Source organism: Cupriavidus sp. PET2-C1, assembly GCF_054515855.1.
The window spans coordinates 136,424-150,019 of sequence record NZ_CM137260.1; the positions used below are offsets into that span (position 1 = coordinate 136,424).

A 13,596-nucleotide genomic window follows, 5' to 3' on the forward strand; every position below is an offset into this window, starting at 1 on the left:
GACGTGTCGGTACCTTGCCATTGCCGAGGCAATGCGGACTGCAAGCCGTGTGCATGCGCAATCGAGCGTTACCCTGTATGGCGTTGTTGATGCAGCTATCGAATACGTGAACCATGCCGTCGCATCGACGGAAACCGTTGCAACGGGCGCCAAAGGCCATGATTCTTTGTACACCCGTTGCCCAATGAATTTGAGGCGGAACAGGCACGTCTCACGGTTAGTGGCTTTTCCTTCACAGTTCCCGGGCCCAGCTCTGGCGAACCAGGAACCCCTGCGATCCGAGCCGTGCGAAAAGGCGTACCATCAGAAAGTGATCGAACGCTAGGTTTGTCCGCGCCTGAGCGTGTAACGCCTCCCCAGCCAAGTGGTGCTGCCATGATCCTGTATCACACCGACCCCGATTCCCCTGTCGTCGAGATTTCCGTCGAAGGCAAAATCACTGACCGCGATCTGCGCGAAGCCATCGAGCGCCTGCGAGGGGATCTCGAACTGAACGGCAAGACCCGCGTGCTCGAACGCATCGAGCATTTCACCGGCATCGAGCCAAAGGCACTGTGGACCGACCTGACGCTCGGCGTTTCCGTGGCCCGCAAGATCACGCGCGCCGCCGTGGTGGCCGACGCGGGGTGGATCCACGCCTCGATGCATCTGGCGCGGTTCTTTACGAAGGCCGAAGTCAAGGCGTTCCACGTCAACGAGCTGGATCAGGCGCGCGCCTGGATCAACGCCTGAGCGCCGCCCGGCGAATCTCGTTGTCGAGATTCGCTTAATGCTGAGCTGCTCGCGCGTGCGGTGGGCCGTATCGGCTGTGCCGCGTCTTATCGCGGACGCTCATGAATCGCTCATCCGGATCCGACGCATGGAGAAGCCGGTGATTGCCAGCCTGCGCGGTGCGATCGCCGGCTTCGGGTTCTCGTTGATGAACAGTTGCGATTTGGTCATCGCGGCCATCGACGCTTATTTCACAATGGCCTATTGCAACATCGGAACCGGCCCGTAGTGCAGGTCATTAGCCTGACTTTGAGGGTTGGCCGCAATTCGTGAAAAATCCGCCACATCTCCGCTAACAAACTGGTTTTGATAGCAAATCAGCAGTTGCGCGGGAACGGGCGCGGTGAGCGCAAAGCTAGGCTTGCGCAGCAAGCGTTGCCGCCGACAACGAGAGATGCGCCCGCGCTGGCGCTGCGGAACTTCAATGCCAACCATGACCGCCTGCTCGACGCGCATCGCGATGGGATGCTGATGGCCATCGCAAGGACCCCGGCGCCGCAGCAGTTCCCGGGCAGGTCTCGCGGAGGCGCGCTGCCAGCGGCCCACACGATTTAGACGGGCTAAAGAGTTTCGACAAAAAAACTGCGTTGTTTGCAGAAGACGGGATACCTACACTGAACAACGCAGCACTCGAGGGCTGGTTCTGCAAGCGACCCCTGTCATGGGGCCTGCATAGACATCAAACACAAGGAATGAACCAACCATGCCAAAGAAGATTCTGATCACGGGCGCCAGCTCCGGCTTCGGCCGCGGTGCCGCCATCGAGCTCGCCCGCCGCGGGCACGAGGTCGTCGCGACCGCCGAAACCTGGCCCCAGGTGCGAAGCTTGCGCGCAGACGCAGCGGACGCCCGTGTCAAGCTCGAAGTCATCAAGCTCAACCTTCTCGACGACATCGACATCGCGCACGCCGCGGGCTACAACCCCGACGTTCTCGTGCTCAACGCCGGTGTGATGGAGAGCGGATCGGTCGTCGACATCCCGATGCAGCGGGTGCGCGAATCGTTCGAGATCAACGTGTTCGGCCACATGAAGCTGGCGCAGGGCATCGTCCCGAAGATGGTGGCGCGCAAGTCCGGTAAGGTGGTGTGGACCTCGTCGATGGGTGGGATCCTCGTCATTCCGTTCGTTGGCGTGTACTGCGCCACGAAGCACGCCATCGAGGCCATCGCCGGCTCCATGAAGGCCGAGCTGGCGCCGTACGGCGTCAAGGTCGCGACCGTGAACCCCGGTGTGTTCGGGACCGGCTTCAACGACACCGGCGCGGAGAGCCACACGCAGTGGTACGACGCCGACCGCGCGGTCGTTCCGATGCCGGACTTCGCAGGCGCCCTCGCGAATCAGGCTGCCCCCCAGGAGATGATCGACGCGATGGTCGAAATCCTTTCGGCCGAGGAGCATCTCTACCGCACGATGCGCCCCTCCGACACAATCGACGCCGCGAAGCAGTGGCAGGAAACGGAGTGGACCCAGAATGCCTGACCTCATGCTCGAATACGCCCACCGTCTCGTGGCTCGGGGCCGTGCTGCCGCGCAGGAGACCGGCATGAACGCAGTCTTCGCAGTCGTTGACAAGGGTGCGAACCTGGTGACTTTCTCACGGATGGACGGTGCCTGGCTGGCATCAAACGAGCTGGCCATCGCTAAGGCACGAACGTCGGTCATGTTCCAGGCCCCAACCGAAGCCCTGAACGCGCCGTTGCAGATCGGCAAACCGTTTCTGCATTTCGACCACATCCACAACGGTGGCCTACTCCTTGTGGGCGGCGGCGTGCCACTGTTCGACGCCGACGGGGCGTTGATCGGCGGCCTGGGGGTATCGGGCGGCACTCCCGAACAGGACGCTGCTCTCGCCTGCTTGGCCACTGCGGAATAGGGCCATCGCTAGGCCGGCTATTTCACGGGTTGGCGCAAAAGAGGGTCGGCGGAACAGCGCGTGAGTGAGTAATGGTGCCGGGACAGGGTATCGCCGCAAACTTTGGGCGTGCCTGAGCCAGGTGGGCGAGACGGTGCGCATCGTTGCCGAACTCGCCATCAAGTTTGCCCCCGGCCGGAAGATCCAGTTTTTGCGACAACGCCCCGGGCTGGGATGAGATCCCCGGCGTTGGTCAATGCGCGGCGAATCGGGATGAGCTGTATCCGCGTGCTAGTGGGACCACTGAACGCAATCGTCAATGACAGTCGGCTGCGCGCGCCGCTTTCTCCTTTTAGCGCCCCTCAACAGAGCCGCGCTGGATTCTGCATTGTGGATTCCGCGCGTGCCGCCCACTGTGGGCGGACTCTCGATCAACCTTTCACGACAGCGACATGTACCAAAGCGAACTCTCCAGCCACAACTTCCAAGCTCGCAACTACCCGTTGAAGGTCTACGCCGGTGCCGATGCGCTGGCGGCGCTGCCCAAGGAATTGCAACGGCTCGGCATCTCGCGGGCTCTTGTGCTCTGCGGCCGCAGCGTACGTGAGCACACAACGCTGATTCAAAGACTCCAGGCTCTCGCCGGCGAACGTATCGCCGGCGTATTCGCTGCGATCTCTGAGGGCGCGCCTGCCGAATGCGTGGAAGAGGCCGCTGCCATAGCACGAGAGGTCGAGGCGGATGCGCTGATCGCGGTCGGCGCCGGCAGCGTGATCAAAGGCGCGCGCGTAGTCGCGATGCTACTGGGCGAAAACCGCCCGCTCGAGGATATGGCGACTGTGCACATTGAGGGGGCACCTCCCGTAAGCCGGCGCTTGCCAGCGCCAAAAGTGCCGATCTTCAACGTCCTTACGTCGCCCACGTCCGCGCAAAACCGCAGTGGCTCGGCCGTGCGCTGCCACGGCGCGGTGCACCACCTGGAGTTCTTCGATCCCAAGACGCGGCCGCGGGCGGTCTTTTGGGATTCCGAGGCCCTTGCCACAGCGCCCCTGTCGCTCGCACGCTCGACCAGCTTCGAGATTTACTGGTGGGCGCTCATGTGCATGGGCGCGATGGCGACGGCCAACCCGCTCGTGCAGGCGAGCCGCCTCCAGGCATGGAAGCTGGCCCGCGACGCTTACCCGCGGCTGGGCGAGACATCGGACAGAGGCGCGCTGATCGACCTTTGCGCCGCGGCGCTGCTGCAGAACCGCGACGAAGAAGATGGCGGCCAACCTTGGTCGTGCCAACTCTTGGCCCGCGCCGCCTATGCAACGGCGGTGGGCGTATTCAATCACTATCCCGGCGTGACGCAGTCTCGGGGCTACGCGGCCTTCGCGCCGGCGATGATCCGCGGTCTTGGTGCGGTGGTGCCGGAGGTTACCCGTAGCCTTGGCGCGGCGCTCGGCCTGGAGCTCGAGGTCACGGATCCGGATCCGGCCGGCCAGGTTGCCGATCGGGTGGCGCTTGCCTTCTCGCAACTTGGCTGGCCCATCGATCTCGGCGATTGCGGCATCCCGTCATCGGACGCACCTAAGCTCCTCGGCTTTGCGCTACGCAACTACAACGCCAACCACGACCGACAGCTGGATAGGCACACCGACACCTTGCTCGCCTGCATAACGCGCACGATCGCGCCCCGCTGAATCTCAGGTCGCGTTACGCCCGGCCTCCTTCAGCACCCATTGCAGGAACGAACGGAAGGTTGGGCTCGCCGCACGCGCGGCCGACCACACGAGGTAGTAGCCGCTTTCGCTGTGCGCCACCAGGTCAAAGGGCGCGACCAGGATGCCGGACTTGAGCAGGTCCGTCACGTACGCGCGCTGCACCACGGCGACACCGAGCCCATCTACCGCCGCCTGGATCGCGAGCGAGGAGTTCTCGAATGAGAGGCTGCGCTGTGGACGAAGGTCCGGCGCACCGGCCAGAGCGAGCCAGCGCTGCCAGTCGTCCATGCGCCGCACCGAGTACAACAGGGTTGCACGGGCCAGATCGCGCGGCGCCGCAAGCCGCTTGTAACGCTGCAGGAGAGCAGGGCTGCAAACGGGCAGAAACTCGTCGTCGAACAGGCGTACGCCTTCCAGCCCGGTGGGCAAGTCCTTCCCGGTGAAGGACGCCATATCCACGTCCTCGGCCTCGAAGTGGATGGGGCGGAAGCTGGTCATGATCTGGATGTCTACCTCTGGATTCGCGCCGTGAAAGCGTGCGAGCCGCGGCATCAGCCACTTCTCGGCCAGCGTCGGAAGCAGGCACAGCTTAAGGGTGTCATGCCGAGGGCGACGCGCGATCGCATTGAGTGTCAGCTCGATCGTCTGGAAAGCCTGCGTGAGCGCGGGCCGTAGCACCTGGCCCGCATCCGTGAGTTCCACCGAGCGACCTTTGCGGCGAAGTAGCGGAACGCCGACCGTGTCCTCCAGAAGCTTGACCTGCTGGCTCACGGCGCCGGGCGTGACGCACAGTTCCAAGGCGGCCTTCGATACGCTCAAGTGGCGTGCAGTGGCCTCGAAGGCACGCAGTCCGAGTAGGGGTAGGCGGGCGCGTTGCATGGTTAGACTTTAGCAGAACTAAAAACGAGTCGCAGAAAAAAGGCATTGTCGGTGTATGTGGTTCCGCCCAGAATCTACACGAATCCAAACCATGAAGTCGAGCGAGACACATGAATATTACTAAATACGAAGGTGGCCATTTTGGCGACTCCGCCGAAGGCATGGTGCTCCGGGGGGCGCGCTTTTGCGCCAGCGGCGAGGTTCGCTTTCCACCGCCTGAGTTCGTGCACGGCGACGATGTTGTCGACCCCATATCGCTAGGCGCCACCGGGCGCGTCTACACCTTTACCACTGTGCACCCCGGCAAGGCGCCGGCCTACTCGCTTGCGATGGTCGATTTCGACTTCGGCCTGCGCGCCTTTGGCCGGCTGGTGTGGCAGGGCGAGGTTGCTCCAGCCATCGGCGACGTGGTGCGCGTCGTGCCGTTCACACTGCCTGACCTGGCATCCGACTACGCCTTCGAACCTCTAATAGGAGATGCGGCATGAAGGAATCCCTGATTACCGGCGTCGGCATCTCCGATTTTGGCCGATTCCCGGACCTCACGGAGGAGGCGCTGGCCCAGGCTGCGATCCTGGATGCATTGAAAGATGCCGACGTATCGATGCGCGACGTGCAGGCCTTCTATTGCGGCAACGCATTGGGCGGCCATCTGCCCGGGCAGCGCGCGCTGCGCGAGCTTGGCGCGGGCGGCGAGGCGGTCTACAACGTTGACAATGCCTGCTCGAGCGGCGCTACGGCCCTGAATCTCGCGCTGCAGGCGTTGCGCGCTGGTCAGTACGAGACGGTGGTGGTGTTCGGCATGGACCATCTGAGCGGCCTGGGCGGCGGCGCGCTGCCGATGAACCAGCACGATTGGAACAACCGGCGGGGCATGATCATGCCGGCGCTGTATGCCATGCGTGCGAAGCGCTACATGCACGAGCACGGCATCCCCCTTGAGGCCTTGGCAGACGTCTCGGTGAAGAACCGGCGGCACGGCATCCTCAACCCGATCGCGAAATTTTGCCGAGAAGTCTCGCGCGAGGAGGTGCTCGCCTCCCGCATGGTGGCCGACCCGCTCACGCTGCTGCAGTGCTGTCCGGGGGTCGTAGACGGGGCGGCGGCACTGGTACTCAGCACTCGGTCTTCACGCGGGGCGGCAAAGCCAGTACGTGTGCTCGCCTCGGTGGTGCAGTCTGGGCTGTTCGAGGTTCACCAGGTCGACATGACCGAAGCCGAGATCACTGGCCGCGCGGCGCGGCTTGCGTACGAGCAGGCCGGCGTCGGCCCTGAGGACCTGAGCGTGATTGAGCTGCACGACGCTTTTACCATCTCCGAACTGCTGTATTACGAGGCACTGGGTCTATGTGGCCGCGGCGAGGCTGCACAGCTGCTGGCCAGCGGTGCCACTGCGCTGGGCGGCCGCATCCCGGTAAACCCGAGCGGTGGTCTGATCGCCAAGGGGCATCCGCCGGGTGCAACTGGGGTGGCGCAAATCGTGGAGCTGTGTGAACAGCTGCAGGGACGCGCCGGGAAACGTCAGGTCCAGCATGCGAGCCTCGGCTTGAGCCAGGTCACCGGCGGTGGCATTTGGGGTGTCGACCACGCCGCCTGTTCTATCCACATCCTGGCAGCCGCCTGAAGGACACACCATGACAGACAATGCAACTATTTCCTCGGTGGAGCCCGTCTCTCTGAAGGGCATGACGGCGGTTGTCACCGGCGGCGCCAAAGGCATTGGCCTTGGGATCGCGCACGGTTTGGCTGCCGGCGGCTGCCGGCTGGCGCTGTGGGACATTGACAGCGCAGCACTCGAAGCGGCCGCGGCAGAATTGCGCGACGCTGGTGCCGATGTAACTACGCGCTGCGTGAGCATCACCTCCGAGCCGGACGTGAAGCAGGCGGCAGCGGAACTGCTGCAACGTAACGGCCGGATTGACGTGCTTGTCAACAATGCCGGCATCGGCGGCGACAAGCTCGTCGTGAAGATGGAGCTCGATTTCTGGCAGCGCGTCATCGAAACCAACCTGACCTCGCAGTTCATCTGCTGCAAGGCGGTGCTGCCGACAATGATGGATCAGAAGTTCGGACGGATCGTCAACATCTCCTCGCGCGCGTGGCTCGGCAATCGTGGGCAGGCCAGCTATTCAGCTTCCAAGGGCGGCGTAGTCAGCCTGACGCGAAGCCTCGCACTGGAGTTCGCTCGCAGCGGCATTACGGCAAACGCGATTGCGCCGGGCATCGTGGAGACGCCCCTGTTCGGAACGCTGGCACCGCAGATGCAGGAGGACCTCAAGCGCACGGTCCCCATGCAGGTCATCGGGCAAGCCAGCGACGTGGCCAATGCGGTGCGCTTCTTCGCGTCGCCGGCGTCCGGCTACGTCACCGGGCAGGTGCTGTACGTCTGCGGTGGCCGAAGCCTGAGCAGTCCCTCCGTCTAGCACGGTCAACAGCAAGGAGACAAGCATGCAAAGAAGAGAATTCATGCACCTGGCGGGGGCCGCGGCCGTTCTCGCGTCGACTGGCAGCGCACTGGCCAACACGTATCCATCTAGGCCCGTGCGGGTAGTCGTCCCCTATCCCGCAGGGGGCGGCACCGACACCGTGGCGCGCGCGGTGTTCGCACGCGTCGCTGGCATCCTCGGACAGCCCTTCGTCATCGACAATAGGAGCGGCGCGGGCACTACCATTGGACTGGCGGATCTGGCGCGTTCCCGGCCAGATGGGTACACGGTAGGCGTGGGAGGCACCAGCGACCCGCTGCTGCCGCTGCTGTACCCGAAGATGTCGTTCAACCCGAACACTGATCTCACCTTCGTGGCGACACTGGCAACGGTGCCCATCGTGCTGGTGGCCGGCCCCGGGGTGCAGGCGAAGACCTTGGGCGAACTGCTGGCTCTCGGCAAGGCCAAGGGCGCCGCGCCGCTGGCCTACGCGTCTCCTGGCGTTGCCTCGCCCCAGCACTTGGCTGGTATCTACTTTTCTACGATGACCGGCATCCCGCTGGAGCATGTGGCATACAAAGGCACGGGCCCGGCACTGACCGACTTGGCCGGCGGCCACGTGCCGCTTGCTATGTTGGGCCTGCCGTCTGCGCTGCCCTATGCCAGGGAAGGCAAACTGACGATCCTCGGCGTGGCGACGGCCAAGCGTTCCGCGCTTGCACCGGAGATCCCGACCATCGAGGAGGGGGGAGTCAAGGGCTTCGATGCGGGCTACTGGTGGCATGTGACGGTGCCGATCGGCACACCGCAACCCGTCATCGCGCAATTGCGTGACGCGATCAACAAGGCGCTGCGCACGCCTGCGCTAGTCGAATCACTGCTCAAGAGCGGCTTCGAGCCTTTGCTTCTGTCCCCCGCAGAAGCTGAACTCGCGCTGAAGGCGGACACCGCCAAATGGGCCAAGGTGATCCGCGACAGCAATATCCGCGGCGGCTAAGCTGCGAAGGAAAGACATGCTGAGCAAATCCTTAATTGGCTTACGGGTGGTGGACTTCACACAGGTTGCCGCCGGCCCGCTGTGCACGCAGGCGCTGGCCGACCTGGGTGCAGACGTCGTTAAGGTCGAGAGCCCCCGTGGTGAGCTGTGTCGCGCCCTGGCGCCTTTCGTGGAAGGCGAGAGCGTAGGTTTCCTTGCCCTCAATGGGAACAAGCGCAGCGTGGCGCTTGACTTGAAGGACCCGCGGCAGCGTGATGTCGCGCTCCAGCTTACGGCTGGTGCTGACGTGGTCGTGGAAAGCTTCCGCCCCGGCGTGATGAACCGGCTGGGCCTCGGCTACGAGGAGGTGAAGCGCCTGAAGCCGGACATCATCTACTGCTCCGTTTCGGCGTACGGTCAGCAGGGCCCCTGGAAAGACAAGCCGGGAGTGGATGGCGTGCTGCAGGCGGTCTCCGGACTCATGAGCGTTACGGGTCTACCCGACGCACCGCCGTGCAAGGTGCAGGTGCCGCTGGTCGACATGGTGACGGGCTACATCGCCAGTATCGCGATTCTGGGAGCACTCGCAAAGCGGGGGCGCGACGGAACCGGCGAGTGGATCGACGTCAGCATGTTCGCGAGCGCCGTGGGCCTACAGCAGATGGCCTTCGCTGCTTACTTCGCCGACGGTGTAGTGCCCACGCGCATCGGCAGTGCCGCGCCCTATGCGGCGCCAAATGAGGCACTCCGCTGTGCCGACGGGTGGATCATGGTTGCCGCTTACCACGCTGAACGCTGGGAGGCGCTGTGCCGTGTCGTGGATCGGCCGGGGCTTGCCACCGACTCACGTTTCCAGGACCTCTCCGGCCGCATCGCGCATCGCGGCGAGCTGGTTCGTCTGCTCGAGGAGCGCATGACGCTGCGGCCAAGGGCAGATTGGTTGGAGCGCTTTGAGGCGGCGGACATTATCTGTGCCCCCATCAACGACTATGCGGAGGTTGTCGCTTCGCCGGCATTCGCTGGCGCCGACTTCACGGAGCTTGTGCGACACCCGGTGGCCGGCGAGCTGGTGTTCCCGCGTACGCCGTTGAAGGCAGTGGGCGAGGTGCCGCCGCCTCGCCGGCCCGCCCCGCGGGTGGGTGAACATACCAGTGAGGTGCTGTTGGAATCGGGGCTGAATGACCGGCTTCCGCTAACCGTTAATGCAAGGAAAGACTGATATGCCAGTGACCATGGAGGTGAGCGACTTCATCGCCACCGTGACCCTCGACCGGCCCCAAGCGATGAACGCTCTTGATCCTGAATCATTGCAGGAACTCCAGGCCGCGTGGGACGACATCTCGCGCCGCAAGGACATACGCGTGGGGATACTTACCGGCGCTGGCGAACGCGCCTTCTGCACCGGCGCGGACCTGAAGAAGACGATGCCCCCAGCGGAGAGTTTCGCCGAGTTGCACTTCGGATCCAAGACTGGAGCGCCCGTGGTGTCGACGATGCATACTGACAAGCCGATGATCGCCGCGATCAACGGATTCGCGCTTGGCGGCGGGCTGGAATTGGCCATGCTCTGTGACATCCGTATCGCCGCGAGCGGCGCTGCGTTCGGATTGCCCGAGGTGTGCATAGGTAGCATCCCGGCTGGCGGCGGGACGCAGAGGATCGTGCGTGCTGTGGGGCAGTCGGACGCGATGCTAATGTTGCTGACCGGAGAACGCCTGGACGCGGCCGAGGCGCTGCGAATCGGCTTGGTCAGCCGGGTAGTGGCGTCGGAGCAGCTGATGCCAACCGCCCGCGCGATCGCGACGCGCATCGCGGCCAACGCGCCGCTGGCCGTAGTGGCCGTAAAGAAACTGGCCAGTACTGGACGTGAGCTCGCGCTCGCAGCCGGCCTGGAACTGGAGCAGCAGACCTTCGGTATTCTGCGCAATACCGACGATCGCATCGAAGGCCGTAACGCCTTCGCGGAGAAGCGCAAGCCGGCCTTCCAAGGACGATGACGAAAGTCAGCCATGCGCGTAGCCGTGCGCGGTTGGCTTACTGCGCGACTCGCAGCCCGCCAAGCAGGCCCGGAACAAGCTTGCGCAGGAATTGCTCAGTGCGACCGTGAACTACAGGACATGGCCCGTAGCCCTGGCCGACCAACTCGACGAGCACGCAGCCGCTGTGCGCAAGCAGCACGGTAGCGGAAAGCAGGAGCTATATCGCCAATCACTATTAGCGATATAGGCACGTTTCCTGGGAAACTGCAGTCTTGCGATTTGCGCCTCACCTGTTGCACGCCGCGTGGCCACCGTCAGTCAGGACTTATCGTGCTCCAGTCGACGCTCGGCCGGTCACGGCAACGAACCTCAGTCGACGCCGTCGAGGCACTACCTCGACGGCTGACATCGGCTACGTGATAAAATTCGCATGTGAACTAAATGGCTTCCTATATCCGTCACAGACATGGCGCATCGCCTCGTTTATCTATTGAATGTTGGCCAGCGTCGACTGCAGCGCTGGGCACAAGTGCGCACGGCCACGGGTGGCGCGACAGCGGCCCAGGCTGGGCTGCTTTTCTTTCTGGGCAGGAACGACGGCGCGCTGATGAGCGAGGCTGCCGCAGCGCTGGATCTGGGCGCGCCCGGGATGAGCGGTCTGGCTGACCGGACCGAAAGGGCGGGCCTGATCGAGCGCCGGCCGGACGAGACCGATCGCCGTGCATGGCGCCTATGGCTGACAGAGGCAGGGCGCTCGGCTCGCCAGCGTTCCAAGGCGGGCATGAAGGAAACGAATGCCAGACTGACCGAAGGTTTTACCGCGGCCGAGATTGACGTAGTAGCGCGGTGGCTGACCAGCCTGCAGACGAAGTTTCCGGCCGCCGACGAGGGCGAGGTGTAACCCGGGCAGCGGCCGGACAGCGAGGCACTCGGCTTACCGCGGGGCGACCTTGGTGAAGTCCGGTTTGCGCTTCTCGGCGAAGGCCGAGAATGCTTCCTTGGCTTCGGCACTGGCCAGCCGCTCCTCGAACCTCGCGCTTTCGCTGTTCATCTGCGAAACCAGTTTCTCCGCGTCTCGCATGAGCTTTTTCATGGCGCTAAGCGAGCCGGCGGGCCTGGCGGCAATCTTTTCGGCCATCAGGCGCGCGTCCGCCCGCAGTTGGCCATTGGCACAGACTTTGTTCGCGATGCCCCATGCCACGGCGGTTTGCGCGTCAAGCGGCTCGCCCAGCGCGAACATCTCGAAGGCCCTGACGTGCCCGATGCGTAGGGGAAGCAGGTAACTTGAAGCCGCCTCGGGAACAAGGGCAAGGTTCACGAAGGGCGTGATCAGTTGAGCGTCCTGCGCGAGCACGACGTAATCGCAATGCAGCAGCATGGTGGTGCCGACGCCGACGGCCTTGCCGTTGACCGCGGCGACAATCGGCACGGTCGAGTTGGCAAGGGCGCGCAGAAAGCGTTGCACGTGGCGTTCGCCGGGGCCATTTCCCGCCGCTATTGCTGCGAATTCGCCCACATCATTGCCCGCCGTAAAAATGTCCCCGTCCGCCTGCAGCAGCAATACACGGATATCGCCGTCCTGCTGTGCCTGCTCGATAGTGTCGGCGAGTGCGCCGTACATCTCGTTGGTCAAGGCATTCTTCTTGTCCGTCCGGGCAATCGTAATGGTCAAAACGCCGCCGGTCAGGTCAACACGAATTTCCGAGGTCATGGTCGGTCTCCAGGTGGGTTGCGTGATGCCGTGCAGGCATCACGTTGTAGTTCGCGTGCGAAGTATATAGAAAATTCGCATGCGAAGTAAACCACTGGGCCACCGGACCAAGTCGGTGCATCGAGAGCGTCCCGCGTGCCGGGAAGTCTGGCGAAGGCAAGGGACAGGTTTGGGTCGGACTCCTGACATCCCGTTGCGCAGCGACGCGCAAAAAAGTAACGCGCTTTCTTCACGTCCATCACGAAACCGGCAAGCCAGGCTTCAGTCAATGAGTTCGGCGCCTGTGGTAAGGACAATCTTTCCAAAGTGTGTGCCGGAATCGATCAGCTCGTGAGCGCCGCGAGCGTCGACAAGCGCAAAGGTCTTGTAGACAACCGGCTTGATCTTGCCGCTCTCGATGTGCGGCCAGACCTGCCGCTCGAGTTCATTGATGATGGCCGCCTTGTCCGCGGATGTGCGCGATCGCAGTGTTGAGCCCATATGCGTTAGCCGTTTCGTCATCATCGGCACGACGTTGAGATCCTTCGCCGGCCCCTTGATCACGCCCACCTGGAGGATCCGTCCGTCCATGGCTGCGGCGTCATAGTTTCTGGCCACGTAGTCGCCGGCAATGATGTCGAGGATCACGTCGACGCCGCTTCCATCGGTAGCCCGCTTTGTTTCGACGACGAAATCTTTCTCGCGGTAATCTATCGCGAGGTCCGCGCCTAGCGCCAGGCTGGCATCCCGATGTGCCTGCGAGCCAACTGTCGTGATGATTTTCGCAGCGCCGAATGCCTTCGCCAGCATGGTCGCCGTGGTACCGATACCCGACGCGCCGCCATGGATCAACACCGATTCGCCGGCAACCAGCTTGCCGCGCTGGAACAGGTTCAGCCATACCGTCATAAACGTCTCGGGCATGGCCCCCGCTTCGACCAACGTCAGGCCTTTGGGGATATGCATCGTGTTGCAGGCGTGCGCGACCGCATATTCTGCGTAGCCACCACCGGGAATCAATGCACACACCAGTTCGCCGATTTGGAACTGGGACACGTCGGAACCAACGGCAACCACTTGACCTGCCACTTCCAGCCCTGGAATGTCCGAAGCGCCGGGGGGCGGATCATACAGCCCTTTGCGCTGGAAAACGTCCGGACCGTTCACGGCAGCCGCGTGGATGCGAATCAGAACCTGATCGGCGGCCGGCATCGGCACCGCGCGCGTAGTCGGCACCAGAACCTCAGGACCGCCGGGCTGCTTGATCTCAATGGCTGTCATGGACGACGGCACACGATAAGTTGATGCAGGCATGG

General features: G+C 63.5%; 16 protein-coding genes and 1 pseudogene. 13 read left to right on the forward strand and 4 right to left on the reverse strand.

The window, feature by feature from the left end; translation table 11 throughout:
- Positions 1–31: 31 nt before the first annotated feature.
- The 3 genes and pseudogenes from ACX12D_RS20615 to ACX12D_RS20625 form a co-directional block, all read left to right on the forward strand.
- Positions 32–118, forward strand: a pseudogene (locus ACX12D_RS20615) (hypothetical protein); the annotation flags it as partial.
- 257 nt (positions 119–375) lie between these two features.
- Positions 376–732 carry a SpoIIAA family protein gene (locus ACX12D_RS20620; RefSeq protein ID WP_441631068.1) on the forward strand — a complete coding sequence of 119 codons (357 nt, stop codon included), beginning with the start codon at positions 376–378 and terminating at the stop codon, positions 730–732.
- Positions 733–859: 127 nt separating this feature from the next.
- Entirely contained in the window at positions 860–1,000 is a 141-nt protein-coding gene (locus ACX12D_RS20625) for an enoyl-CoA hydratase-related protein (RefSeq protein WP_459375379.1), read from the forward strand.
- On the opposite strand, the gene ACX12D_RS20630 is transcribed toward ACX12D_RS20625, so the two are convergent.
- The gene (locus tag ACX12D_RS20630; protein WP_459375380.1) at positions 973–1,227 is read right to left on the reverse strand and encodes a hypothetical protein; all 255 of its coding nucleotides are present in this window, start codon (positions 1,225–1,227) and stop codon (positions 973–975) included. The two genes, ACX12D_RS20625 and ACX12D_RS20630, sit on opposite strands and share 28 nt — an antisense overlap.
- Before the next feature lie 247 nt (positions 1,228–1,474).
- On the opposite strand from ACX12D_RS20630, the gene ACX12D_RS20635 reads away from it, so the two are divergent.
- The 3 genes from ACX12D_RS20635 to ACX12D_RS20645 all read left to right on the forward strand — a co-directional run bounded on the left by ACX12D_RS20635 (position 1,475) and on the right by ACX12D_RS20645 (position 4,309).
- Positions 1,475–2,251, forward strand: coding sequence for an SDR family oxidoreductase (locus ACX12D_RS20635; protein WP_459375381.1), 777 nt, complete (start codon positions 1,475–1,477; stop codon positions 2,249–2,251).
- A 64-nt stretch (positions 2,252–2,315) separates the two neighbouring features.
- Positions 2,316–2,645: a GlcG/HbpS family heme-binding protein gene (locus tag ACX12D_RS20640; protein WP_459375382.1), complete on the forward strand. Its 330-nt coding sequence runs from the start codon at positions 2,316–2,318 to the stop codon at positions 2,643–2,645.
- A 431-nt stretch (positions 2,646–3,076) separates the two neighbouring features.
- A complete protein-coding gene (locus tag ACX12D_RS20645) occupies positions 3,077–4,309 on the forward strand; it encodes an iron-containing alcohol dehydrogenase (RefSeq protein WP_459375383.1) in 1,233 nt (410 codons plus the stop codon).
- A 3-nt stretch (positions 4,310–4,312) separates the two neighbouring features.
- Here the strand turns inward: ACX12D_RS20645 and ACX12D_RS20650 are convergent, their stop codons facing one another.
- The gene (locus ACX12D_RS20650; protein WP_459375384.1) at positions 4,313–5,149 is read right to left on the reverse strand and encodes a LysR substrate-binding domain-containing protein; all 837 of its coding nucleotides are present in this window, start codon (positions 5,147–5,149) and stop codon (positions 4,313–4,315) included.
- Between the two features lie 170 nt (positions 5,150–5,319).
- On the opposite strand from ACX12D_RS20650, the gene ACX12D_RS20655 reads away from it, so the two are divergent.
- The 7 genes from ACX12D_RS20655 to ACX12D_RS20685 all read left to right on the forward strand — a co-directional run bounded on the left by ACX12D_RS20655 (position 5,320) and on the right by ACX12D_RS20685 (position 11,491).
- Positions 5,320–5,697, forward strand: a complete 378-nt coding sequence (locus ACX12D_RS20655) for a Zn-ribbon domain-containing OB-fold protein (protein ID WP_459375385.1) — start codon at positions 5,320–5,322, stop codon at positions 5,695–5,697.
- A complete protein-coding gene (locus ACX12D_RS20660) occupies positions 5,694–6,833 on the forward strand; it encodes a thiolase family protein (protein ID WP_459375386.1) in 1,140 nt (379 codons plus the stop codon). The genes ACX12D_RS20655 and ACX12D_RS20660 overlap by 4 nt, the downstream gene beginning before the upstream one ends.
- A 10-nt stretch (positions 6,834–6,843) precedes the next feature.
- Positions 6,844–7,632, forward strand: a complete 789-nt coding sequence (locus tag ACX12D_RS20665; RefSeq protein ID WP_459375387.1) for an SDR family NAD(P)-dependent oxidoreductase — start codon at positions 6,844–6,846, stop codon at positions 7,630–7,632.
- A 25-nt stretch (positions 7,633–7,657) separates the two neighbouring features.
- Positions 7,658–8,632 carry a Bug family tripartite tricarboxylate transporter substrate binding protein gene (locus ACX12D_RS20670; RefSeq protein ID WP_459375388.1) on the forward strand — a complete coding sequence of 325 codons (975 nt, stop codon included), beginning with the start codon at positions 7,658–7,660 and terminating at the stop codon, positions 8,630–8,632.
- A gap of 16 nt (positions 8,633–8,648) precedes the next feature.
- Positions 8,649–9,830 carry a CaiB/BaiF CoA transferase family protein gene (locus tag ACX12D_RS20675; RefSeq protein ID WP_459375389.1) on the forward strand — a complete coding sequence of 394 codons (1,182 nt, stop codon included), beginning with the start codon at positions 8,649–8,651 and terminating at the stop codon, positions 9,828–9,830.
- Position 9,831: 1 nt separating this feature from the next.
- A complete protein-coding gene (locus ACX12D_RS20680) occupies positions 9,832–10,608 on the forward strand; it encodes an enoyl-CoA hydratase/isomerase family protein (RefSeq protein ID WP_459375390.1) in 777 nt (258 codons plus the stop codon).
- 448 nt (positions 10,609–11,056) lie between these two features.
- A complete protein-coding gene (locus tag ACX12D_RS20685; RefSeq protein ID WP_459375391.1) occupies positions 11,057–11,491 on the forward strand; it encodes a MarR family winged helix-turn-helix transcriptional regulator in 435 nt (144 codons plus the stop codon).
- Between the two features lie 33 nt (positions 11,492–11,524).
- Here ACX12D_RS20685 and ACX12D_RS20690 read toward each other — a convergent pair whose 3' ends face one another.
- Positions 11,525–12,301: an enoyl-CoA hydratase gene (locus ACX12D_RS20690; RefSeq protein ID WP_459375392.1), complete on the reverse strand. Its 777-nt coding sequence runs from the start codon at positions 12,299–12,301 to the stop codon at positions 11,525–11,527.
- 261 nt (positions 12,302–12,562) lie between these two features.
- Positions 12,563–13,594 carry an NAD(P)H-quinone oxidoreductase gene (locus ACX12D_RS20695; RefSeq protein ID WP_459375393.1) on the reverse strand — a complete coding sequence of 344 codons (1,032 nt, stop codon included), beginning with the start codon at positions 13,592–13,594 and terminating at the stop codon, positions 12,563–12,565.
- Positions 13,595–13,596: the final 2 nt, after the last annotated feature.